The organism is Nocardia gipuzkoensis (genome assembly GCF_021183645.1).
Classification (GTDB): domain Bacteria; phylum Actinomycetota; class Actinomycetes; order Mycobacteriales; family Mycobacteriaceae; genus Nocardia; species Nocardia abscessus.
Window position 1 is genome coordinate 3,500,712 of the sequence record NZ_CP089225.1, and the last position, 19,513, is coordinate 3,520,224.

General features: G+C 68.1%; 20 protein-coding genes. 16 read left to right on the forward strand and 4 right to left on the reverse strand.

Annotated elements, in window-relative coordinates; genetic code table 11:
- The first annotated feature begins 105 nt into the window (after positions 1-105).
- Positions 106-525 carry a VOC family protein gene (locus LTT66_RS15730; protein WP_233068210.1) on the forward strand — a complete coding sequence of 140 codons (420 nt, stop codon included), beginning with the start codon at positions 106-108 and terminating at the stop codon, positions 523-525.
- A 64-nt stretch (positions 526-589) separates the two neighbouring features.
- On the opposite strand, the gene LTT66_RS15735 is transcribed toward LTT66_RS15730, so the two are convergent.
- Positions 590-1,372: a crotonase/enoyl-CoA hydratase family protein gene (locus LTT66_RS15735; protein ID WP_233068213.1), complete on the reverse strand. Its 783-nt coding sequence runs from the start codon at positions 1,370-1,372 to the stop codon at positions 590-592.
- A 61-nt stretch (positions 1,373-1,433) separates the two neighbouring features.
- On the opposite strand from LTT66_RS15735, the gene LTT66_RS15740 reads away from it, so the two are divergent.
- Positions 1,434-3,083 (forward strand): acyl-CoA synthetase, encoded by a 1,650-nt coding sequence (locus LTT66_RS15740; RefSeq protein WP_233068215.1) that lies wholly within the window; start codon positions 1,434-1,436, stop codon positions 3,081-3,083.
- Positions 3,084-3,098: 15 nt separating this feature from the next.
- Here LTT66_RS15740 and LTT66_RS15745 read toward each other — a convergent pair whose 3' ends face one another.
- On the reverse strand, positions 3,099-4,286 hold the full coding sequence (locus LTT66_RS15745) for an FAD-dependent monooxygenase (RefSeq protein ID WP_233068217.1): 1,188 nt from the start codon (positions 4,284-4,286) through the stop codon (positions 3,099-3,101).
- 101 nt (positions 4,287-4,387) lie between these two features.
- Between LTT66_RS15745 and LTT66_RS15750 the strand changes: the two genes are divergently transcribed.
- The 3 genes from LTT66_RS15750 to LTT66_RS15760 are packed head-to-tail and all read left to right on the forward strand — an operon-like array spanning position 4,388 to position 5,584.
- Positions 4,388-4,975 carry a TetR/AcrR family transcriptional regulator gene (locus LTT66_RS15750; RefSeq protein WP_233068219.1) on the forward strand — a complete coding sequence of 196 codons (588 nt, stop codon included), beginning with the start codon at positions 4,388-4,390 and terminating at the stop codon, positions 4,973-4,975.
- 43 nt (positions 4,976-5,018) lie between these two features.
- On the forward strand, positions 5,019-5,216 hold the full coding sequence (locus LTT66_RS15755) for an antitoxin Phd (RefSeq protein ID WP_233068221.1): 198 nt from the start codon (positions 5,019-5,021) through the stop codon (positions 5,214-5,216).
- Positions 5,213-5,584: a type II toxin-antitoxin system death-on-curing family toxin gene (locus LTT66_RS15760; RefSeq protein WP_233069279.1), complete on the forward strand. Its 372-nt coding sequence runs from the start codon at positions 5,213-5,215 to the stop codon at positions 5,582-5,584. Before LTT66_RS15755 ends, LTT66_RS15760 begins: the two co-directional genes overlap by 4 nt.
- 66 nt (positions 5,585-5,650) lie before the next feature.
- On the opposite strand, the gene LTT66_RS15765 is transcribed toward LTT66_RS15760, so the two are convergent.
- Positions 5,651-6,769: an acyl-CoA dehydrogenase family protein gene (locus tag LTT66_RS15765; RefSeq protein WP_233068223.1), complete on the reverse strand. Its 1,119-nt coding sequence runs from the start codon at positions 6,767-6,769 to the stop codon at positions 5,651-5,653.
- A gap of 19 nt (positions 6,770-6,788) precedes the next feature.
- Complete coding sequence (locus tag LTT66_RS15770) at positions 6,789-7,982, reverse strand: acyl-CoA dehydrogenase family protein (RefSeq protein ID WP_233068232.1); 1,194 nt, start codon at positions 7,980-7,982, stop codon at positions 6,789-6,791.
- 208 nt (positions 7,983-8,190) lie between these two features.
- On the opposite strand from LTT66_RS15770, the gene LTT66_RS15775 reads away from it, so the two are divergent.
- The 11 genes from LTT66_RS15775 to LTT66_RS15825 all read left to right on the forward strand — a co-directional run bounded on the left by LTT66_RS15775 (position 8,191) and on the right by LTT66_RS15825 (position 19,419).
- Positions 8,191-8,379 (forward strand): ferredoxin, encoded by a 189-nt coding sequence (locus LTT66_RS15775; protein WP_043686375.1) that lies wholly within the window; start codon positions 8,191-8,193, stop codon positions 8,377-8,379.
- Positions 8,380-8,422: 43 nt separating this feature from the next.
- A complete protein-coding gene (locus LTT66_RS15780) occupies positions 8,423-9,325 on the forward strand; it encodes a 3-oxoacyl-ACP reductase (protein WP_233068234.1) in 903 nt (300 codons plus the stop codon).
- 290 nt (positions 9,326-9,615) lie between these two features.
- Positions 9,616-10,380, forward strand: coding sequence for an MlaE family ABC transporter permease (locus tag LTT66_RS15785; RefSeq protein ID WP_181718959.1), 765 nt, complete (start codon positions 9,616-9,618; stop codon positions 10,378-10,380).
- A 4-nt stretch (positions 10,381-10,384) separates the two neighbouring features.
- The gene (locus LTT66_RS15790; RefSeq protein ID WP_181718958.1) at positions 10,385-11,236 is read left to right on the forward strand and encodes an MlaE family ABC transporter permease; all 852 of its coding nucleotides are present in this window, start codon (positions 10,385-10,387) and stop codon (positions 11,234-11,236) included.
- A 5-nt stretch (positions 11,237-11,241) separates the two neighbouring features.
- Positions 11,242-12,456, forward strand: coding sequence for an MCE family protein (locus tag LTT66_RS15795; RefSeq protein ID WP_233068243.1), 1,215 nt, complete (start codon positions 11,242-11,244; stop codon positions 12,454-12,456).
- Positions 12,457-12,500: 44 nt separating this feature from the next.
- Complete coding sequence (locus tag LTT66_RS15800; protein WP_408638853.1) at positions 12,501-13,481, forward strand: MCE family protein; 981 nt, start codon at positions 12,501-12,503, stop codon at positions 13,479-13,481.
- Complete coding sequence (locus LTT66_RS15805; RefSeq protein WP_233068247.1) at positions 13,478-14,539, forward strand: MCE family protein; 1,062 nt, start codon at positions 13,478-13,480, stop codon at positions 14,537-14,539. Before LTT66_RS15800 ends, LTT66_RS15805 begins: the two co-directional genes overlap by 4 nt.
- The gene (locus LTT66_RS15810) at positions 14,536-15,786 is read left to right on the forward strand and encodes an MCE family protein (RefSeq protein WP_181718954.1); all 1,251 of its coding nucleotides are present in this window, start codon (positions 14,536-14,538) and stop codon (positions 15,784-15,786) included. Before LTT66_RS15805 ends, LTT66_RS15810 begins: the two co-directional genes overlap by 4 nt.
- Positions 15,783-17,036, forward strand: coding sequence for an MCE family protein (locus LTT66_RS15815; protein WP_233068249.1), 1,254 nt, complete (start codon positions 15,783-15,785; stop codon positions 17,034-17,036). The genes LTT66_RS15810 and LTT66_RS15815 overlap by 4 nt, the downstream gene beginning before the upstream one ends.
- The gene (locus LTT66_RS15820; RefSeq protein ID WP_181718953.1) at positions 17,033-18,457 is read left to right on the forward strand and encodes an MCE family protein; all 1,425 of its coding nucleotides are present in this window, start codon (positions 17,033-17,035) and stop codon (positions 18,455-18,457) included. Before LTT66_RS15815 ends, LTT66_RS15820 begins: the two co-directional genes overlap by 4 nt.
- Positions 18,454-19,419, forward strand: a complete 966-nt coding sequence (locus LTT66_RS15825; RefSeq protein WP_233068251.1) for a hypothetical protein — start codon at positions 18,454-18,456, stop codon at positions 19,417-19,419. The genes LTT66_RS15820 and LTT66_RS15825 overlap by 4 nt, the downstream gene beginning before the upstream one ends.
- Positions 19,420-19,513: the final 94 nt, after the last annotated feature.

Sequence of the window (19,513 nt, forward strand, 5' to 3'; positions counted from 1 at the left end):
ATCGTTAAACCTGTCCGGCCTGTGGGACGTGTCACCGATGAGTTCGCGGTGGGTGGCCCGTCATATCCGGTGACACGAAACGGACTTGCTCGAGAGGAAGAGGCCATGAGCAGCAAGATGATCTTCATCAATCTCCCGGTCGCCGATCTGAACCGGTCGAAGGCGTTCTACGAAGCGCTGGGCTGGAAGGTCAACCAGGAGTTCACCGACGACAACGCCGCCTGCATCGTGGTCGACGACAACATCTGCCTGATGCTGCTCATCAAGGACTTCTTCACCACCTTCAGCAAGCGGCCGGTCGCCGACACCACGGCGGCGATCGGCGCCGCGTACGCGCTCGCGCTCGGCAGCGCCGCCGAGGTCGACAACCTGACCGCCGCCGCGCTGGCGGCAGGCGGCACCGAAGAGGTGAACGAGGACAAGCGTGCGCAGGAGGCGCAGGTCGGCATGCACGGCCGCACCTTCATCGACCCGGACGGCCACCAGTGGGAGCCGTTCTGGATGGATTACCCGGGCGCCGACTGAGCCCGGCGAGGGGTCGCCCCCGATGCGTACGCGCACCGGGGGCGCCGGGCTCCTGTCCGAATCCTCAGTTTCCCGTGAAAGAGGGCTTGCGCTTTTCCGCGAACGCCCGCGGGCCCTCCTTGGCGTCGGCCGAGCGGAACACCGTCATGCCGAGCTCGGCGTCGATCTGGAAGGCGTCCTCTTCGGGCATGGCCTCGGTCTCCCGGATCGTGCGCAGGATGGCCTGCACCGCGAGCGGGCCGTTGGCGGCGATCTGCCCGGCGATCTCCAGCGCCTTGTCCAGTGCCGAGCCGTCCGGCACCACGTGCCCGATCAGGCCGATCTCCTTGGCTTCGGCCGCGGTGAGGTGCCTGCCGGTGAGCAGGATTTCCGCCGCGATGGTGTAGGGGATCTGGCGGACCAGCCGCACCGCCGAGCCGCCCAGCGGGAACAGTCCCCATCGTGCTTCGGACACACCGAATTTCGCGCTCTCCCCAGCGACGCGGATGTCGGTGCCCTGCAGAATCTCGGTGCCGCCCGCGATGGCCGGGCCCTCGACCGCCGCGATCAGCGGCTTGGTCAGCCTGCGGCCCTTGAGCAGTGCCTCCAGCTTGGCCGGATTCCAGCCGCCGCCGTCGATGGTGTCGCCGGGGTGCTCGGAGGTCATGCCCTTGAGATCGGCGCCCGCGCAGAACGCGCCGCCCGCGCCGGTCAGGATCGCCACCCGGATGTCCGGATCGTCGTCCACCTGGTTCCAGGCGTCTTTCATGATCGCCATCATCTCCCCGGACAGCGCGTTGCGCGCCTCGGGCCGGTTCATGGTGACGATGAGGACATGGTCGCGCTTCTCGACGAGGCAGTGCGGCATCGCTGATTTCTCCTGACTTCGAGCCTTGTCAGAAACAGTAACACGTTCTATTTTTAAGCTTGTGAGCTACAACATAGCGGACCTTGTCGAACATGCCGTCGACCTGATGCCCGACCGCGTCGCGCTGGCCGACGACGGCCGCGAGGTCACCTACGCCCAGTTGGAGGAGCGGGCCAACAAACTCGCTCATTACCTGCAAGAACAGGGAGTCCAGCCGGGCGACAAGGTAGGCATCTACTCACGCAACACGATCGAGGCCGTCGAGGCCATGGTCGCGATCTTCAAGGCGCGGGCCGTGATGATCAACGTGAACTTCCGATACGTCGAGAACGAGTTGCAATACATCTTCGACAACTCGGACATGGTCGCGCTGATCCATGAGCGGCGCTACAGCGACAGGGTCGCGGCCGTGCGTCCGAAGACTCCGCAGCTGCGCACCGTCGTCGTCGTGGACGACGATACGACCGGCACGATTCCCACCGCAGCGGATTCGGCGGATTACGAGACGGTGCTCGCGCAGTCCTCGGGTGAGCGCGACTTCGGCGAACGCTCCCCGGACGACCTGTACATGGTCTACACCGGCGGCACCACCGGCATGCCCAAAGGCGTGATGTGGCGGCAGGAGGACGTGTGGCGCGTGCTGGGCGCGGGCATCAACTTCATCACCGGCGAATACGTCCAGGACGAGTGGGAACTGGCGAAAGTCGGCGCGGGCAGCCCGCCGATGACGCGGTTCCCGATTCCGCCGATGATCCACGGCGGCGCGCAGTGGGCCACGTTCCACAGCCTGTTCGGCGGCGGCAAGGCCGTGATGATCCCGGAGTTCTCCGGGCACGGCGTGTGGCGGGCCATCGACAAGCACAAGATCAACCTGATCTTCATCACCGGTGACGCGATGGCGCGCCCCATGCTCGACGCGCTGATCGAGGGCAACCCGGAGACCGGGCAGCCCTACGATCTTTCGAGTCTGTACGTGATGGCCAGCAGCGCCGCGCTGTTCTCGCCCGCGCTCAAGGACCAGTTCCTCGAGCTGCTGCCCAACCGGATGATCTCCGATTCGATCGGCTCCTCGGAGACCGGTTTCGGCGGTATCGCCATCGTGGCCAAGGGGGCGACGCACACCGGAGGGCCGCGCGTGAAGATCGACGCCTCCACCGACGTGCTCGACGAGAACGGCGATCCGGTGCGGCCCGGCTCCGGCCAGGTCGGCATCCTGGCCCGGCGCGGGCACATCCCGCTCGGCTACTACAAGGACGAGGCGAAGAGCGCGGCGACCTTCAAGGAGTTCAACGGGATCCGCTACGCCATTCCCGGCGACTTCGCCCGGGTCGAGGAGGACGGCACGGTCACCATGCTCGGCCGCGGCTCGGTCAGCATCAACAGCGGCGGCGAGAAGATCTATCCCGAGGAGGTCGAGGGCGCGCTCAAGACACACCCCGAGATCTTCGACGCGCTCGTGGTCGGCATCGAGGACGAGCGCTGGGGCCAGCGGGTGGTCGCGGTCGTGCAGTGCCGGGGCGAGTCCCGCCCCACCCTGGAGGAGCTGCGGCCCATGCTCACCCAGGAGATCGCACCGTACAAACTGCCGCGCAGCTTGTGGTTCGTCGACGAGATCAAGCGCTCCCCGGCGGGCAAGCCCGACTACCGCTGGGCCAAGGAGCAAACCCAGTCCCGCCCAGCCGACGACCACGCGGTGGCGGGCGGGAAATAGGTCGGTCACGCGTCCTCAGCGGTTGGCGAGTTCGGCCAGCTGGTAGGCGAGGCGGTAGCGGAAGGCGGGGACGCGGGCCAGGGTGGTGAGGATCAGGTTGCGCAGGGCGCGGGCGGGGCGCTGACGCAGGGTCGCCATCTTGGTCATGCGGTCGGTGAACGAGACGACGCCGAGGGCCACGGGGCGGCGGCTGGTCTCGTACTCGTCGAGCAAGGCGCCGGGCTCGCCGGCGAGTACTCGGACCAGCAAGGGACCGAGGGCGGCGGCGTCCTGGATGCCGGTGTTCATGCCCTGGCCGCCCGCCGGGCTGTGCACGTGGGCGGCGTCGCCCGCGAGCAGGATCCGGCCGCTGCGGTAATGGTCGGCGACACGGTGGTGCACGCGGAAGCGCGAGCTCCACAGCACCTCGCGCACCCGTACCGCGCCACCGGGACCGCGGGCGTCCAGTACAGCCTGAACGTCCGCGACGGTCGAGTGCTCGGGCGCCGTTTCCAGAGTGGCGACCACGCGGAAGCGGTTCGGCTCGTTCTCGTCCGGCAGCGGCGCGACCACGGTGACCCCCTCCGGCGAAAGATGCAGGGCCACCTCGTCGCGCGGGATCGGCCAGTCCATCCGCACGTCGGCGAGGACGAAGGATTCCGGGTAGGTGGCACCGGTGAACCCGATGCCGGCTTGCTCCCGGACGACGCTGTGCATGCCGTCGGTTCCGATGACGTAATCGGCGCGGATGCTGCCCGGCGTGCCCGCGGCGTCGGTGTATTCGACAGTGACGCCTTCGTTCTGTTCGGCGACCCGGCTGACCGTGTACGGCCGGTGCACGTCGCCCCCTGCCTTCCGCAGCCGCTTCAGCAGCACCGCCTCGGTGGTGTCCTGCGGCGTCATCAGGGTGTACGGGTACCGCGTCGGCAGGCCGTCGAAGTCGATGGTGGCCAGGGTGCGATCGCCGTCGTGCACGGTGAAGCGCGCGACGACGTCACCGGAGGCGACCAGTTCCTCGGCGATGCCGAGCTCCTCGAGCACCTCCAACGTCCTGGCGTGCACTACGGCGGCACGCGAGGTGTTCGCGCCTTCGCTCAGCCGATCGAGCAGGACGAAATCCACACCCGCGTCGGCCAGCGTGATGGCGGCGGTGAGCCCGGCGGGCCCCGCGCCCACGATCACGACGGAGGTGGTGGCGGGCAGCGCGCTCGGCGTGGCGTTCATCGGAACTCCTCAAGTCAACGTTTGTAGGCCAACGTTTGTTGGCATAACCGTAGCCCCGACCGGGCTAGGAAGTCAACAGTTGTTGGCCTACACTTGTTGGCATGACTGTCGAGCCTGATCAAGCCCCCGCTCGCCGCTCGGACGCCACGCGTGCGGCGATTCTGGAGGCGGCCCGCGCGCGGTTCGCCGCCGAGGGTTTTCGCAAGGCGACCATCCGCGCCATCGCCGCCGACGCCGACATCGATCCGTCCATGGTCATGCGGTACTTCGGCAGTAAGGACGGGCTCTTCGCGGCCGCGGTCGACGTGCGGTTGGATCTGCCCGATCTCGGCTCCGCGGAGCCGGACCTCCTGGGCGAGCTGCTGGTGCGTCGCTTCTTCGAAATCTGGGAAGAGCAGCCGAACCAGGAGGTGCTGCTGACTCTGCTGCGCTCATCGATCACCGACGAGGCGGTCGCCGAACGCGTCCGCGCCATCTTCGCCGAGCAGATATTGCCCGCCGTCCTGCGTTTCGGCGATCCCGCCGACGCCCCCCGCCGGGGTGGCCTGATCGTCACCCAGATGCTGGGCCTGGCTCTGTGCCGCTACGTCCTGCGCCTGCGCCCGGTCGTCGCCCTGACCCGAGACCAGATCATCGCCGAGGTCGGCCCCACCCTTCAGCGCTATCTGAGGTCGATTCCGGCCGATTGAGAGTGGAGCGGTATCGGGTGGTACCACGTAGTACTATGTGGCTATGGCCGGCCTGAACATTCGATTTTCCGACCAGGAACTGGGCGCCTTGCGCGAACGTGCGGAGGCTGAGGGCCGCAGTATGCAGCAGTTCGTCCACGATGCTGTGATCAAGGCGATCAACGAGCATTCCAGACTGTTCAACGAGGCAGCCGATCATGTCCTGCGCGTCAGTGAGGAGCTGAACCGGAGGCTGGCCTGATGGAGTACCTGACGCTACCCGAGTTGCTGAATCTCGCGGAGCGGTTGGGCACTCCGACGGTGCGCGACTACGGCTTGCTGGACTCCGCGCTGGCGCGCCCGCGGTCCAGCGTGTTCGGACAGGATGCCTACCCCGATGTATGGCAGAAGGCTGCCGCGCTGATGGAGTCGATCGCCCGCAACCACGGCTTGGTCGACGGCAACAAGCGACTGGCGTGGTATGCCAGCTGGGTTTTCCTGCAGATGAACGGTCATCGGCTGGACCCGCGCTTCGACGTCGACGACGCTGAGCAGTTCGTGCTCGATGTATGTCAGGGTGTGTTGGACGTACCGGCAATCGCAGAGCATTTGGCGAAGTTCGAGAGCTGACACGCTACGAGACGCACATCGGCCCGCGCGGCAGGACGCCGTGCGGGCCGACTCGTTCGGATGCGGCTACGTGGCCAGCAACGCGCCGAGGGCGCGGAGGTGGTCGGTGCTCGCGCCGAGGGCGAACTCGTTGTGCTTGGCGGCGGTGAAGTAGTTGTGCACGATGTGGTCGCGGTCGATGCCGACGCCGCCGTGCACGTGGACGACGGTGTGCGCCACGCGGTGGCCCGCGTCGGCGGCCCAGAACTTGGCGGTGTGCACCGCCTCCGCCGCGGGCAGGTCCTCCGACAGCAACCATGCCGCCTGGGTTACCGCCAGGCGCAGGCCCTGGACGTCGATGTAGGCGTCGGCGAGCCGCTGGGCGACGGCCTGGAAGCTGCCGACCGCCTTGCCGAACTGCTCACGCTCCCTGGCGTACTCGGCGACCAGATCGAGCGCCCGTTCCAGGGTGCCGAGCTGCGAGGCGCTCAGGCCGAGCCAGGCGCGGGTGAGGATCCAGTCCAGGATCGCCGCGCCGTCGGCGACGGCGCCGACGAGTTCGGCGGGCGTATCGGTGAACTCGACCGCGAACTCCGGGCTGCGGTCGACGACCTGCTGCGGAGTCACCGTCGCCGTCGCGGGATCGACCAGGAACACCGCGGTCGTCCCGGACACCGTGGCGGGCACCAAAATTCGCTCCGCCCGGTTCGCGAAGGGCACGGTGGTCTTGGCGCCGGTCAGCCGCCAGCCATCGGCGGTCTCCACGGCGGTGGTGGTCGGCGTTGCGGGTTCCCAGTTGCGTTCCTCGGCCAGCGCCACCGTGAGGATGACGCTGCCCGCGCCCGCCCGGGTGGCCAGATCCTGTTGCGCCGCATCGCCGAATCGCGCCAGCGCGCCCGCGCCGAGCACGATCGACCACAGGTACGGCACGGCCGCGAGATGCTTGCCCAGCTCACGCAGGATGGCGGTCTGCTCGAGCGCGCCGAGGTCACTGCCGCCGACCGCCTCGGGCAGTGCCGCCGCGAGCACACCGGTCTCGGCCAGCGAACTCCACAGGGGCTGGTCGAACCGCTCGGTGCCCGCTCCCGCCTCGCCGCCCCGGCTGTTGTCGAGCTCGCGCAGCCGATCGGCGGTGACCAGTTTGCCGCACACCTCGCCGGTCAGCCGGCCGAGATCGAGTTGGGCTTCGGTGGGGGTGAAATCCATGGTGGGTCCCTGCTTTCGATCAGCGCGCAGCGGCGGGCTGCTTGAGGGCGGTCATGGCGATGATGTCGCGCTGCACCTCGTTGGTGCCGCCGCCGAAGGTGAGGATGAGTGCCGCGCGGTGCATCCGCTCCAGGCGTCCGCGCAGTTGCGCGCCGGGGGAGTCCTGGCGCAGGTAGGCCTGCGGGCCGAGCACTTCCATGAGCAACCGGTAGGCCTCGGTGGCCAGTTCGGTGCCGTACACCTTGCAGGCCGAGGCGTCCCACGGCCGCGGGGCCGCGTCGCCGCCCGCGTCCGCCCGGCTGGCGATCTCCCAGTTCAGCAGTTTGAGGTATTCGACCTTGGCGTGCACCTTGGCCAGGTTGAGCTGCACCCATTCCCGATCGATCACGCGGGAGCCGTCACCGGCCTTGGTGTCGCTCGCCCATTCGACGGTCTGGCGCAACGCCAGTGCCAGCGGCGCGGCCGAGGTCAGCGCGACGCGCTCGTGATTGAGCTGGTTGGTGATCAGCGCCCAGCCGCCGTTCTCCTGGCCGACCAGCGCGCTCGCGGGCACCCGCACGTCCTGGTAGTAGGTGGCGCTGGTGTCCGGCCCGGCCATGGTGTGCACGGGCGTCCAGGAGAAGCCCTCGGCGGTGGTCGGCACGATGAGCATGCTGATGCCCTTGTGCTTCTTGGCCGCCGGATCGGTGCGCACCGCCAGCCAGACGTAGTCGGCGTAGGCGATCAGGCTGGTCCACATCTTCTGGCCGTTGATCACGTAGTCGTCGCCGTCGCGTACCGCGCTCGTGCGCAGGCTGGCCAGGTCGGTGCCCGCGCCCGGCTCGGAGTATCCGATCGAGAAGTGCAGTTCACCGGCCGCGATCTTGGGCAGGAAGAACTTCTTCTGTTCCTCGCTGCCGTAATGCATGATCGTGGGCGCGACCGAGTTGATGGTCAGGAACGGCACCGGCGCGCCCGCGATCGCGGCCTCGTCGGTGAAGATCAACTGGTCCATCGTGGGGCGGTCCTGGCCGCCGTATTCCTTGGGCCAGCCCAGCGCCAGCCACCCGTCGTGGCCCATCTGCTGAACCACCTCGCGGTACACGTTGCCCTGCCCGTACTCGCCCGTCTGCGCACTCAGGGCCTCCCTGCGTTCGGGAGTGATGAGCCGCGCGAAGTAGTCGCGCAACTCCGCGCGCAGCTGCTCCTGTTGCGGCGTGTACGCAATGCGCATGGCAATACCTCATGGGGGGTGGTCGGCCGACGGAGCTTACGGAGTCGGCGGGGTGGACAGGACCGAGCCTTCGTTGGATCGGGTTCCCCCGATCATTGCATATGGACTGAAACATGTTCCAGTATTGATACTGAATCCCCCCGATGCCGCCCCGGTGGAGCGGATCGGCTTGTTAGGCTTCGGCCAGAGCGGTGGTAAAGGAGTTGCCATGAAGATCAGTGTCGATCCGGATCAGTGCGAAGCGAATGGAATCTGTGTCGGAATCGCCCCCGACGTGTTCGAACTCGATGACGAGGACGTACTGCACATCGCGAACGCCGACGTGCCCGACGATCGGCTCGCCGATGTCGAGGACGCCGTGGCGCAGTGCCCCAAGGCGGCGCTGCGTCTGCAGTGAACGACCCTTGCCGTAAGTTGGAACACGTTCTAGAGTCGGCCGCGTGAGCAATGATCTGAGCCTGGCGGGCCGAGTAGCGATCGTGACCGGCGGCGGCGCCGGACTTGGGCGGGCCGAAGCGCTCGCGCTGGCCGGGGCGGGCGCGTCGGTCGTGGTCAACGACCTCTCGGAGTCGGACGCGGTCGCCGACACGCTGGGCGAGATCCGGGCGCTCGGCGCCAAGGCGGAGTTCGTCGCGGGCAGTATCGCCGAGCGTGCGACCGCCGATGCGCTCATCCGCACCGCGGAGGAGTCTTTCGGGTCGGTCGACATCGTGGTCAACAACGCGGGCATCACCCGCGACCGGATGCTGTTCAACATGTCCGACGAGGACTTCGACGCCGTGCTCGCGGTGCACCTGCGCGGTCATTTCCTGTTGTCGCGCAATGCCGCCGCCTACTGGCGCGGCAAGTCGAAGCAGGCGGGCGCGCCGGTCTACGGCAGGCTGGTCAACACCTCGTCGGAGGCCGGATTGCTCGGCCCGGAGGGGCAGGCGAACTACGGCGCGGCGAAGGCGGGCATCACCGCGCTGACCCTCTCCGCCGCGCGGGCGCTGTCGCGCTACGGAGTGCGCGCCAACGCGATCGCTCCGCGGGCGCGAACCGCGATGACCGAGGCGGTGTTCAGTCCCGCTCCCGAGGGTGGGGTCGACCCGCTGTCGCCCGAGCACGTGGCCCGGCTGGTCGCCTACTTGGCTTCGCCGGCGGCGGATGCCGCGAACGGGCAGCTGTTCATCGTCTACGGGGGGATGGTGGCGCTCATGGCCGCGCCGGTCGTCGAGCGCCGGTTCGACGCGGACGCGGGGCAGTGGTCGGCCCAGGAGCTGGCCGACACGCTGGGCGGCTACTTCGCCGATCGTCCGGATGGGCGAACCTTCTCGGCATCCTCGCTGACCGAGCTGGGGTGAGTGGGGGCGGGGCGCCGCAGATGCGCTACTGATCAGCTGTCCAACTGTTGATCAAGGGATCGGCGCTTGGTAGACATAGGGACGGGTTATGTCCTACCTCACAAAGGTGGGATCATTTCTCACTGACACCGGTTCCAAATTTATATGCCGATCTTTCGAAATATTGCACGTCAAATGTGCGAAAAGGGCTACCGGCAACACGGTGAACATGTTCTAATCGTTCCGGCGGTGCGGCCACGGTTGATTCGCGCCGTGTGCTGTGTACGCCGGTTGAGCAAGGAGGATCGCGGATGAACGAGGTCCTTGCCGTGCCGTTGCGGGCAGTCGGTGGATTCTTCGAACTCACCGCCGATGTCGCACGCGCCAGCGTGCGCAGACCCTTTCAATGGCGGGAGTTCATCGACCAGTCCTGGTTCATCGCGCGGGTCTCGATCGTGCCCACATTGCTGGTGGCCATTCCGTTCACCGTTCTGGTGAGCTTCACGCTGAACATTCTGTTGCGCGAGATCGGCGCGGCCGACCTCAGCGGGGCCGGAGCGGCTTTCGGCGCGGTCACCCAGGTAGGGCCGATCGTCACCGTGCTCATCGTCGCGGGGGCCGGCGCCACCGCGATCTGCGCCGACCTGGGCGCACGCACCATTCGCGAGGAAATCGACGCGATGCGAGTGCTGGGCATCGATCCGGTACACCGCCTGGTGGTGCCCCGGGTGCTCGCCTCGATGTTCGTCGCGCTGATGCTCAACAGCCTGGTGTGCACCATCGGCATAGTCGGCGGATTTCTGTTCTCGGTGTATCTGCAGGACGTGAACCCCGGCGCGTTCGTCAATGGCATCACGCTGCTCACCCATCTGCCCGAGCTGATCATTTCGGAGGTGAAAGCCGGGTTGTTCGGGCTGATCGCCGGACTGGTCGCCTGTTATCTGGGCCTGAATGTCAAAGGTGGTCCCAAGAGTGTCGGTGATGCGGTGAATCAGACCGTAGTCTTCGCTTTTATGGCCCTGTTCGTCGTGAACGTGGTGGTCACCGCCGTCGGCATCAAGTTCACGGCGCGGTGACGCGATGGCCTTCGTTATCGAATCCCGCTTTCCCCGCACCGTTCGCCGGATGCGCCGGATGTCGGACTCGCTCGATTCGCTCGGCAAGCATGCCGTGTTCTACGCCCAGGCGATCGGGGCCATTCCACGGGCGCTGATCCACTATCGCACCGAGACCATCCGGTTGATCGCCGAGATCAGCATGGGTACCGGTGCGCTGGCGGTGATCGGCGGCACGGTGGTGATCGTCGGGTTCCTCACGCTGTTCGCGGGCGGCACCATCGCCGTGCAGGGCTACAGTTCGCTGGGCAATATCGGCGTCGAGGCGCTGACCGGCTTCTTCGCGGCGTTCATCAACGTGCGCATCGCGGCGCCGGTGATCTCCGGCATCGGCCTGGCGGCCACCATCGGGGCCGGCTCGACCGCGCAACTGGGCGCGATGCGGGTCGCCGAGGAGATCGACGCGCTGGAGTCGATGGCGATCCGGCCGGTGCCCTACCTGGTCGCCACCCGCGTGCTGGCCGGGATGATCGCGATCGTCCCGCTGTACGCGCTCGCCGTGATCGCCTCGTTCCTGGCCAGCCGGTTCGCCACCGTGGTGATCTACGGGCAATCGGCGGGCGTCTACGACCACTACTTCTCCACGTTCCTCATCCCCAGCGACATCCTCTGGTCCTTCGCCCAGGCGATCTTCATGGCCTTGGCGGTGATGATGATCCACACCTACTACGGCTACAACGCCGCGGGCGGGCCGGTCGGCGTGGGCGTCGCGGTGGGTAACGCGGTGCGCGCCTCGCTGGTCGCGGTGGTCACGGTGACCCTGCTGATCTCGCTGGCCATCTACGGCACCTCCGGCAACTTCCATCTCTCCGGATAAGCGACATGGCGGAATCGAAGCAAACGGAAAGCGGCCTCGTGCGGGCGCTGCGCGGCGGGCTCGGCCTGAAACTGGCCGGTGCCGCGATGGTGCTCGCGCTGGTCGCGATCGTCGCGGTCGCGTTGATCATGTTCGTCGGCGGGTTCACGCCGACGGCCACCGTGACGGTGGACGCGCCGCGCAGCGGCCTGGTGCTGGACCCGGACGCCAAGGTGAAGGTGCGCGGTGTGGAGATCGGCCGCGTCGCGTCCGTCGACCACACCGACGAGGGCGCCAGACTGAAACTGGCTCTCGATCCGGATCTGTTGCGGCTGGTGCCGTCCAACGCGGACGTCGACATCAGGTCCACCACGGTGTTCGGCGCGAAGTACGTCAACTTCGTCGTCCCGCGACAGCCGTCGTCCACGCCGCTGCAGCCGGGCGCGACCCTGACCGCGCAGCGGGTGACCGTCGAGTTCAACACGCTGTTCCAGCATCTGTCGGATGTGCTCGCCAAGATCGAGCCGGAGAAGCTGAACGCGACGCTGTCGGCCCTCGGCACGGCACTGCAGGGCCGTGGGCAGAAGCTCGGCGAGCTACTCGAGCAGAGCGACGCCTACCTGCGCGACATCAACCCCTACCTGCCCACGCTGCAACAGGATCTCGCGAAGACCGGAGAGGTCACCGACCTGTACGCGGACACGGTGAACGACCTGCTGCGCACCGTGGACAACTTCACGGTCACCAGCAAGACCCTGGACCAGGAGCAGGACAGCCTCGACAACGTCCTGGTGAATCTCACCGGGCTGGCCGACACCACCGGTGCGGTTCTGCGCGAGAACGAGAACGACCTCGGCACGGCATTGGATCTGCTGCGCCCGACCACCGGGCTGCTGGAGGATTACGCGCCCGCGCTGTACTGCCTGATCGGCGGCCTCGGCAAGGCGCTGCCGCTGGGTGAGGCGGTCTTCGGCGGTCTGCAGGAAGGTGTGGCGCTGAACACCGGCTTCATGTACGGCGCGAAGCCGTACACCTACCCGGAGGATCTGCCCAAGGTCAACGCGACCGGCGGCCCGCAGTGCGCGGGCCTGCTGGACCGGGAGCCGGGCAGCCACGCGGACTACGTCGTCACCGACACCTCGGAGGGGCATGTGTACACGCCGTCGACGACGCTGACGGTCAACCCGCCGAAGATCTTCCAGATCCTGTTCGCCGGACTGCCGGGGGTGCCGCGCCCGTGAAGAACACTGCGACCACCGTCAAACTGGCCATCTTCACGCTCGTGATGTCGCTGATCTTCGCCGGCCTGGCGGTCGTGTTCAGCCAGATGCGCTTCGCACGGGAGCACGGCTACCACGCCGTGTTCACCAGTTCCTCGGGCGTACTGCCCGGGGCGAAGGTGCGCATCGCGGGCGTGCCGGTCGGCTCGGTCACCTCGGTGCGGGTGGGCAAGGACTACCTGGCGCACGTCGAGTTCGACGTCGACCGCAAGTACCGGCTGCTCACCAGTACCCGCGCGGCGATCAAGTACGAGAACCTGGTCGGCGACCGCTACCTCGAGCTGTCCGAAGGGCCGGGCTCGAATCGTGTGCTGCAGCCCGGCGGCACCATCGTCAAGGAACAGACCGCGCCCGCACTCGACCTGGACATGCTGCTCGGCGGCTTCCGGCCGCTGCTGCGCGGCCTGGACCCCGGCCAGGTGAACGACCTGACCAACGCGCTGCTGCAGATCTTCCAAGGCCAAGGTGGCACGCTGGTGTCCCTGCTCAACAGCGGCGGGTCCTTCGCCAAGACGCTGGCCGACCGCGACGCGCTGATCGGCAGCGTGATCGACAACCTGAACGCGGTGCTGCAGACCATCGATCAGCGCGGCGACCAATTCGCCACCACGATCGCCGAACTGCAGCGGCTGATCAGCGGACTGGCGGCCGACAAGGACCAGATCGGCGACGCGATCCCGCGGATCGCCGGGGCCACCGGCGACCTGACCGACCTGCTCGCCCAGGCTCGCCCCGATCTGCAGGGCACCATCGAGCAGACCGGACGCCTGGCCACCAACCTCGACGCCGGGTCGGACACCGTCCAGTGGGTCCTGGAACGGCTGCCGGCGACCTACCGCCAGCTGATCCGCATCGGCGCATACGGCTCCTTCCTCCAGCTCTACGTCTGCTCGACGAACTTCCTGGTGGACGGCCCGAACGGACAGACGATGAAGATCAACATGCCCGGGGCGCAGACGACCGGAAGGTGTGCGGACAACCGATGAACGAGCAGCGATCACCCGCCATCACCATCGGCATCGTCGGCCTCGTGCTCGCGGTGGCGGTGGCGCTGTCGGCACTGCAATTCGACCGGCTGCCGTTCATCCGTTCCGGCGCCACGTTCACCGCCTACTTCGCCGACGCGGGCGGCCTGCTTCCCGGCGACCCGGTGCAGGTCGCGGGCGTGCGCTCCGGGCGGGTCGAGAAAGTCGGCCTGGACGGCGCGAAAGTGCTCGTCCGGTTCACCCTCGCGGAATCGATCGTGCTGGGCGAGAAGACCTCCGCGGCGATCAAGACCAACACGGTGCTCGGCCGCAAGTCGCTGGAGGTGACGCCGTCCGGTCCCGGCGCGTTGCGCGCCGACGACACCATTCCGCTCGAGCGCACCACCTCGCCCTACTCGCTCAACGAGGCGTTGAGCGACCTGGCGGGCACGGTGCACGACCTGGACATGGATCGGGTCGACCAGACCCTGGACGTGCTCTCGGAAACGTTCGCCGACACACCGGCGCCGCTGCGCTCGGCGCTCGACGGCGTCACCGCGCTCTCGCGCAGCATCAACGCGCGCGACCAAGCGCTGACCGATCTGCTGAAGCGGGCGCAGAACGTCACGAAGATCCTCGCCGACCGCGGCAACCAGATCAACGCGCTGCTGCTGGACGGCAACGAACTGCTCGGTGAGCTGGACCGGCGGCGCACCGCGCTCGGGCAGCTGATCGTCTACGTCAACGGGCTGGCCCAGCAGCTGTCCGGCCTGGTGGCCGACAACGAGGCTCAGCTGCGGCCCGCGCTCGACAAGCTGAATTCGGTGGTGGCGCTGTTGCAGCGGAACAAACAGAACCTCGCCGACGCACTGGACGGGCTCGGCCCGTTCGCCGCGGCCCTGGGCGAACAGGTCGGCAGCGGCCCCTACTTCCAGGCGTACGTGATCAACGCCGCGAGCAAGACGCTCCAGCCGCTGGTGGACGCGCTGGTGTGGCCGCAGCACCTGCCGAGCGATCTGCAGAGCTACCTCACGCCGCCCCCGTCGATCGAACCCGCGATACAGGAGCCGCCGCGATGAAACTTCCCCGCTGGGCGCTGGTGCTGGCCGTGGTGGTCGTCGCGGCGCTCGTGGTCGCCGTCGCGTGGACCGGCCTGACCCGGATCGGAACCACGAAGGTCACCGCGTATTTCTCGTCCACGTCCGGCCTGTACGCGGGCGACGACGTGCGAGTGCTCGGCGTCAAGGTCGGCCGGATCGACGCGATCGAACCCGGCGCCGACCGGGTGAAGGTGACGATGACCCTCGATCGCGGCATCGATGTGCCCGCCGATCCGAAGGCGGTGATCATCTCGCCTTCGCTGGTCTCGGCGCGCTTCATCCAGATCGCGCCCGCCTACACCGGCGGCCCGAAGCTGGCCGACGACAGTGTGATCCCGATCGAGCACACCGCGGTGCCGGTCGAATGGGACGACATCAAGGCGGAGCTGTCCAAGCTGGCCACCGCGCTCGGCCCGGTCGGCGACGACAAGCAGGGATCGTTCGGCCGCTTCGTCGACACCGCCGCCGACAACCTGGACGGCAACGGGCAGCGGTTCCGCGACACCCTGCGGGAACTGTCGGCCACGTTGAGCACGCTGTCCGACGGCCGTACCGACCTGTTCGGCACGGTGCGCAACCTGCAGAAGTTCGTGGAGGTGCTGTCGGCGAGCAACGAGCAGATCGTGCAGTTCGGCGGACGGCTGGCATCGGTGTCCTCGGTGCTGGCCGGAGTCTCCACCGACCTCGGTGCGGGACTGGACAATCTGGATGCGGCGATCGTCGACGTGCGCCGGTTCATCGACGGCAGCGGCGCCGAGCTCACCGAGGGTGTGCAGCGGCTGGCCGACGCCACCCAGGTGCTGGTGGACAAGCGGCCGGAACTGGAACGAGTCCTGCACTCCGGCCCGACCGCGCTGGTGAACTTCTACCAGATCTACAAACCGGCCCAAGGCACCCTGACCGGCGCGATCGCGCTGAACAACCCGGCCGACCCACTCGGATTCCTGTGCGGTTCGGTCCGCGCGCTGGAGACCAACGATTCCGATCGCAGCGCCGACCTCTGCGCGCAGTACCTGGCGCCGGTGATCAACAGCCTGAGCATGAACTACGTGCCGATCATGACCAACCCGGCCAGCGGCGTGACCGCGTTCCCCGATCAGCTGGTGTACACCGATCCCAGTCTGGCCGGGCAGGTCGCCAACCAGACGCCGGCGCAGCCGCGGCCCGCTCCGGTGAGCGTGCCGGACGGCATCGCCGGACTGGCCATTCCCGGAGGAGTGCGATGATGCCGACGCGGCGATTGCGCCGCACCGCCGCCGTCGCGGTGGGGCTGGCGGTGGCGCTCGGCGTCTCCGGCTGTCAGTGGGACGGACTGAACTCGCTGCCGATGCCCGGCACCGAGGGCACCGCGCCCGGCTCCTACGAAGTGCGCATCCAGATGCCGAACGTGACCACGCTGACCCAGAATTCGCCGGTGCGCGTGCACGACGTGACGGTCGGCACGGTCTCGAAGATCGAGGTGGAGGACTGGCACGCGCTGGTCACCGTCATGCTGAACCCGGACGTGCTGCTGCCGGCGAACACCGTCGCCAAGATCGGCCAGACCAGTCTGCTCGGGTCCAACCATCTCGAGCTCGCCGCGCCGACCGATCAGCCTCCCGAAGGTCAATTGAAAGCGGGCGACGTCATCCCGCTGGCGCGGGCCGGGATCTTCCCGACCACCGAGCAGGTGCTGTCCTCGCTGTCGGTGGTGCTCAACGGCGGCGGCGTGGCGCAGCTGGAAACCATCACCCGCGAACTGAATTCCGCGCTCACCGGGCGGGAGGAGGCCATCAGGGACCTGCTGCCGCAGCTGAACGAGCTCACCACCAACCTGGACCGCCAGACCGGCGACATCATCGCCGCGATGAGCGGGCTGGACCGGCTCGGCGGTCAACTGGCCCAGCAGCGCGACGTGGTGGCGGCGGCCATCGAGCAGATCCATCCGGCGTTGACCGTGCTCGCCGACCGCAGGGCGAACATCACCAGGGCACTCAGCGCGCTGGGCGAGCTCAGCGACGTCGTCCGGCGCATCGTCGCCGCCAGCGGCGACGACCTGAAGGCGAACCTGAACAGCCTCGTGCCCGCGCTGAAGTCGCTGTCGGACACCGGCAGCAACCTCACCGAGGCGCTGAAGATCCTGGCCACCTTCCCGTTCCCGATGAAGAACCTGGACCACGCCATCAAGGGCGACTATCTGAATCTGTTCATGACCGTGGACATCACCGGCAAGCGGCTGGATTCCAACTTCCTCACCGGAACACCGCTGGGCGGGCGGTTCGGCGGCGTGGAAGGCGCCCTCGGCAGCTTCGCGCCGGGGACGGCCGCGCAGAACGGTGATCCCGCCACCGGACCGTTGCAGGCGCCGCCCCCGGCGGCGAGTCAGCCGCCGCCGTCCATTCCGGGGTTGCCGCCGATACCCGGCCTGCCCGCGATACCCGGGCTGACCGTGCCCATGCCGGGCAACACCGCGCCGCAAGGGGGTCCGGGACAGTGACGCTCACCCGGTTCGTTCGTACCCAGCTGATCATCTTCTCCGTGCTGACGGTGATCGGCCTGGTGGTCATGGGCGGCACATACGTGAAGCTGCCCGCGATGTTCGGCATCGGCCGCTACGAGGTCACCGTGCAGCTCGCCGCGACCGGTGGTCTCTACCCGACGGCGAACGTCGCCTACCGCGGCACGAATGTCGGCGTGGTGAAGGAGGTCCGGCTCACCCCCGTCGGCGTCGACGCGAAACTGTCCATCGGCAGCGACTACAAGATCCCCTCCGACGTCGACGCGTGGGTGCGCAGCGTCTCCGCGGTCGGCGAGCAGTACGTGGACCTGGTGCCCGCCGAGAAGCGTACGGGCGGAAATCTGCGCGATGGCAGCGTGATCCCGGTCGAGCGCACCAAGCTGCCGCAAGACGTCGGCGCGCTGCTCGACCAGGCCGACCGGTTGCTGTCGAGCGTCGCGGACACCAGGTTGCGGCAGGTCATCGATGAGGCGTTCCTCGCCTTCAACGGCGCGGGACCGGACCTCCAGCGGTTCATCGACTCCGCGTCGCTGCTGGTGCAGGAGGCGCAGGCCAACGCCGAACCCACCAAACAGCTGCTCGACCAGATCGGACCGCTGCTGGACACCCAGACCCGCTCGGACGCCGCGATCCGTTCCTGGACCGCCGATCTGGCGACGGTCACCGATCAGCTGCGCGGCCACGACCCCGCACTGCGCGGCATCCTGCGCGAGGGCCCCTCGGCCATGCAGCGGGTGACCAACCTGTTCGACGATCTGCGTCCGACGCTGCCGCTGCTGCTGTCGAACCTGGTCAGCGTCGGCCAGGTCGCGGTCACGTATCACGCGGGACTCGAGCAGATCTTGGTGGTCTACCCGCCGCTGGTCGCTGCGCTGCTCACCGCGGTACGCGGCCCGCTCGAATACGGAGCCCTGGTCGACTTCATGGCGGTGGTCAACGACCCGCCCGCCTGCACCACCGGCTTCCTTCCGCCGGACCAGCGTCGCTCGCCGAGTGAACTCGACACCCCGCCCACCCCCGCCGGCCTGTACTGCAAGGTGCCGCAAGACGCTCCCGAGGCGGTGCGCGGCATCCGGAACACGCCGTGCGCCGAGGTGCCCGGTGTGCGCGCCCCGACGCCGGAAATGTGCCGGACCGGGTACGTTCCGTTGGGTGACAATCCGCCGTTCGGGCCGCCGCGGCCGGTCGCGCCCGCGGCGTCGTCCGCGGATGAGCCCCCGGCCGTCGCACCGGCGAGTTACGGCGGCGACACACCAGCCACCGCGCGAGCGTACGACCCGTCCACCGGCGTGTACATCGGCACCGACGGGCGGACGTACCGACAGGGTGATATCGGACCGGGCGGTTCGGGCACGGTACCGTCGAGCTGGCAGGCGATGCTCGAGGAGCAGCAACGATGAGTGAGAGCAACGGAGAAGGTCACCGCTCGCGGCGGCGTGCGGTGCGCTCGGCCGGGCCCCCGGTCGAGGAGAACGCGACCGCCACCGCCACCGGCGCCGAGACCGCGACCGACGCGAAGGCCGTGACCGCCACTGACGCGAAGGCCGTGACCGCCACTGACGCGAAGACCGTGACCGCCACTGACGCGAAGACCGTGACCGCCACTGACGCGAAGACTGCGGCCGCCGACGAGGTGAAGACTGCGGCCGCCGACGAGGTGAAGACCGCGCCAGCCGAGGTATCCGACGGCTCCGCGGCCGGAACTGCCGTTGCGGACAACGAGCCGAGTTCGCTCGCCGCCGAGTCGAGCCCGCCGAGCGCACCGGCACCGGCCACGGACGACTCGACCGCCGATGCGGACGACGCGACGGTCACCATGACGAAACCCGCTGCCGAGTCGTCGTCCACCGAGCAGAAGCCCGGCGCGAGCAAGGGCCGTGGCCTCCCGCGCATTCTCGCGATGGCAGCGGCCGCGCTGCTGGTCATCGCGCTCGTCTGCGGCGCGACCCTCTCGGTGCTCGCCACGCGCTCAGCACACGAACGCGACGAGCGCCGCGCGGAATACGTGGAAACCGCCAGGCAGGCGATCGTCAACCTGACCACCATCCGCGCCGATTCGGCGAAGCAGGATATCGACCGGATCCTCTCGCTGGCCTCCGGCGAGTTCAAGACCGAGTTCGACGGCCGGGTCGATCCGTTCACCAGCATCGTGCAGCAGGCCAAGGTGGTCTCCACCGGCGAGATCGTGGAAGCCGCGCTGGAGAGCGACGACGATCGCTCCGGACGGGTGCTGGTCGCCGCCAAGCAGTCGCTGACCAATGCCGGCCAGGCCGAGCCGCAGACCAGGTACTACCGGTTCCGGGTCACCGTCTCCCGCGGTGATTCCGGGCTCACCGTCTCCGATGTGGAGTTCGTGGCATGAACGGTCAGGCCTGGAGGCGGCAGCGGAGCGTGACCACGGAGGGCCCCGTTCATGCCGGAGAGGACACAGCATGAACGGTCAGGCCTGGAGGCGG

Excerpts from the sequence above, each read along its gene's own strand:
- LTT66_RS15730 (WP_233068210.1), top strand. The coding sequence starts at position 106 with ATGAGCAGCAAGATGATCTTCATCAATCTCCCGGTCGCCGATCTGAAC.
- LTT66_RS15735 (WP_233068213.1), bottom strand. The coding sequence starts at position 1,372 with ATGCCGCACTGCCTCGTCGAGAAGCGCGACCATGTCCTCATCGTCACC.
- LTT66_RS15745 (WP_233068217.1), bottom strand. The coding sequence starts at position 4,286 with ATGAACGCCACGCCGAGCGCGCTGCCCGCCACCACCTCCGTCGTGATC.
- LTT66_RS15750 (WP_233068219.1), top strand. The coding sequence starts at position 4,388 with ATGACTGTCGAGCCTGATCAAGCCCCCGCTCGCCGCTCGGACGCCACG.
- LTT66_RS15755 (WP_233068221.1), top strand. The coding sequence starts at position 5,019 with ATGGCCGGCCTGAACATTCGATTTTCCGACCAGGAACTGGGCGCCTTG.
- LTT66_RS15765 (WP_233068223.1), bottom strand. The coding sequence starts at position 6,769 with ATGGATTTCACCCCCACCGAAGCCCAACTCGATCTCGGCCGGCTGACC.
- LTT66_RS15770 (WP_233068232.1), bottom strand. The coding sequence starts at position 7,982 with ATGCGCATTGCGTACACGCCGCAACAGGAGCAGCTGCGCGCGGAGTTG.
- LTT66_RS15775 (WP_043686375.1), top strand. The coding sequence starts at position 8,191 with ATGAAGATCAGTGTCGATCCGGATCAGTGCGAAGCGAATGGAATCTGT.
- LTT66_RS15785 (WP_181718959.1), top strand. The coding sequence starts at position 9,616 with ATGAACGAGGTCCTTGCCGTGCCGTTGCGGGCAGTCGGTGGATTCTTC.
- LTT66_RS15790 (WP_181718958.1), top strand. The coding sequence starts at position 10,385 with ATGGCCTTCGTTATCGAATCCCGCTTTCCCCGCACCGTTCGCCGGATG.
- LTT66_RS15795 (WP_233068243.1), top strand. The coding sequence starts at position 11,242 with ATGGCGGAATCGAAGCAAACGGAAAGCGGCCTCGTGCGGGCGCTGCGC.
- LTT66_RS15800 (WP_408638853.1), top strand. The coding sequence starts at position 12,501 with ATGTCGCTGATCTTCGCCGGCCTGGCGGTCGTGTTCAGCCAGATGCGC.
- LTT66_RS15805 (WP_233068247.1), top strand. The coding sequence starts at position 13,478 with ATGAACGAGCAGCGATCACCCGCCATCACCATCGGCATCGTCGGCCTC.
- LTT66_RS15810 (WP_181718954.1), top strand. The coding sequence starts at position 14,536 with ATGAAACTTCCCCGCTGGGCGCTGGTGCTGGCCGTGGTGGTCGTCGCG.
- LTT66_RS15815 (WP_233068249.1), top strand. The coding sequence starts at position 15,783 with ATGATGCCGACGCGGCGATTGCGCCGCACCGCCGCCGTCGCGGTGGGG.
- LTT66_RS15825 (WP_233068251.1), top strand. The coding sequence starts at position 18,454 with ATGAGTGAGAGCAACGGAGAAGGTCACCGCTCGCGGCGGCGTGCGGTG.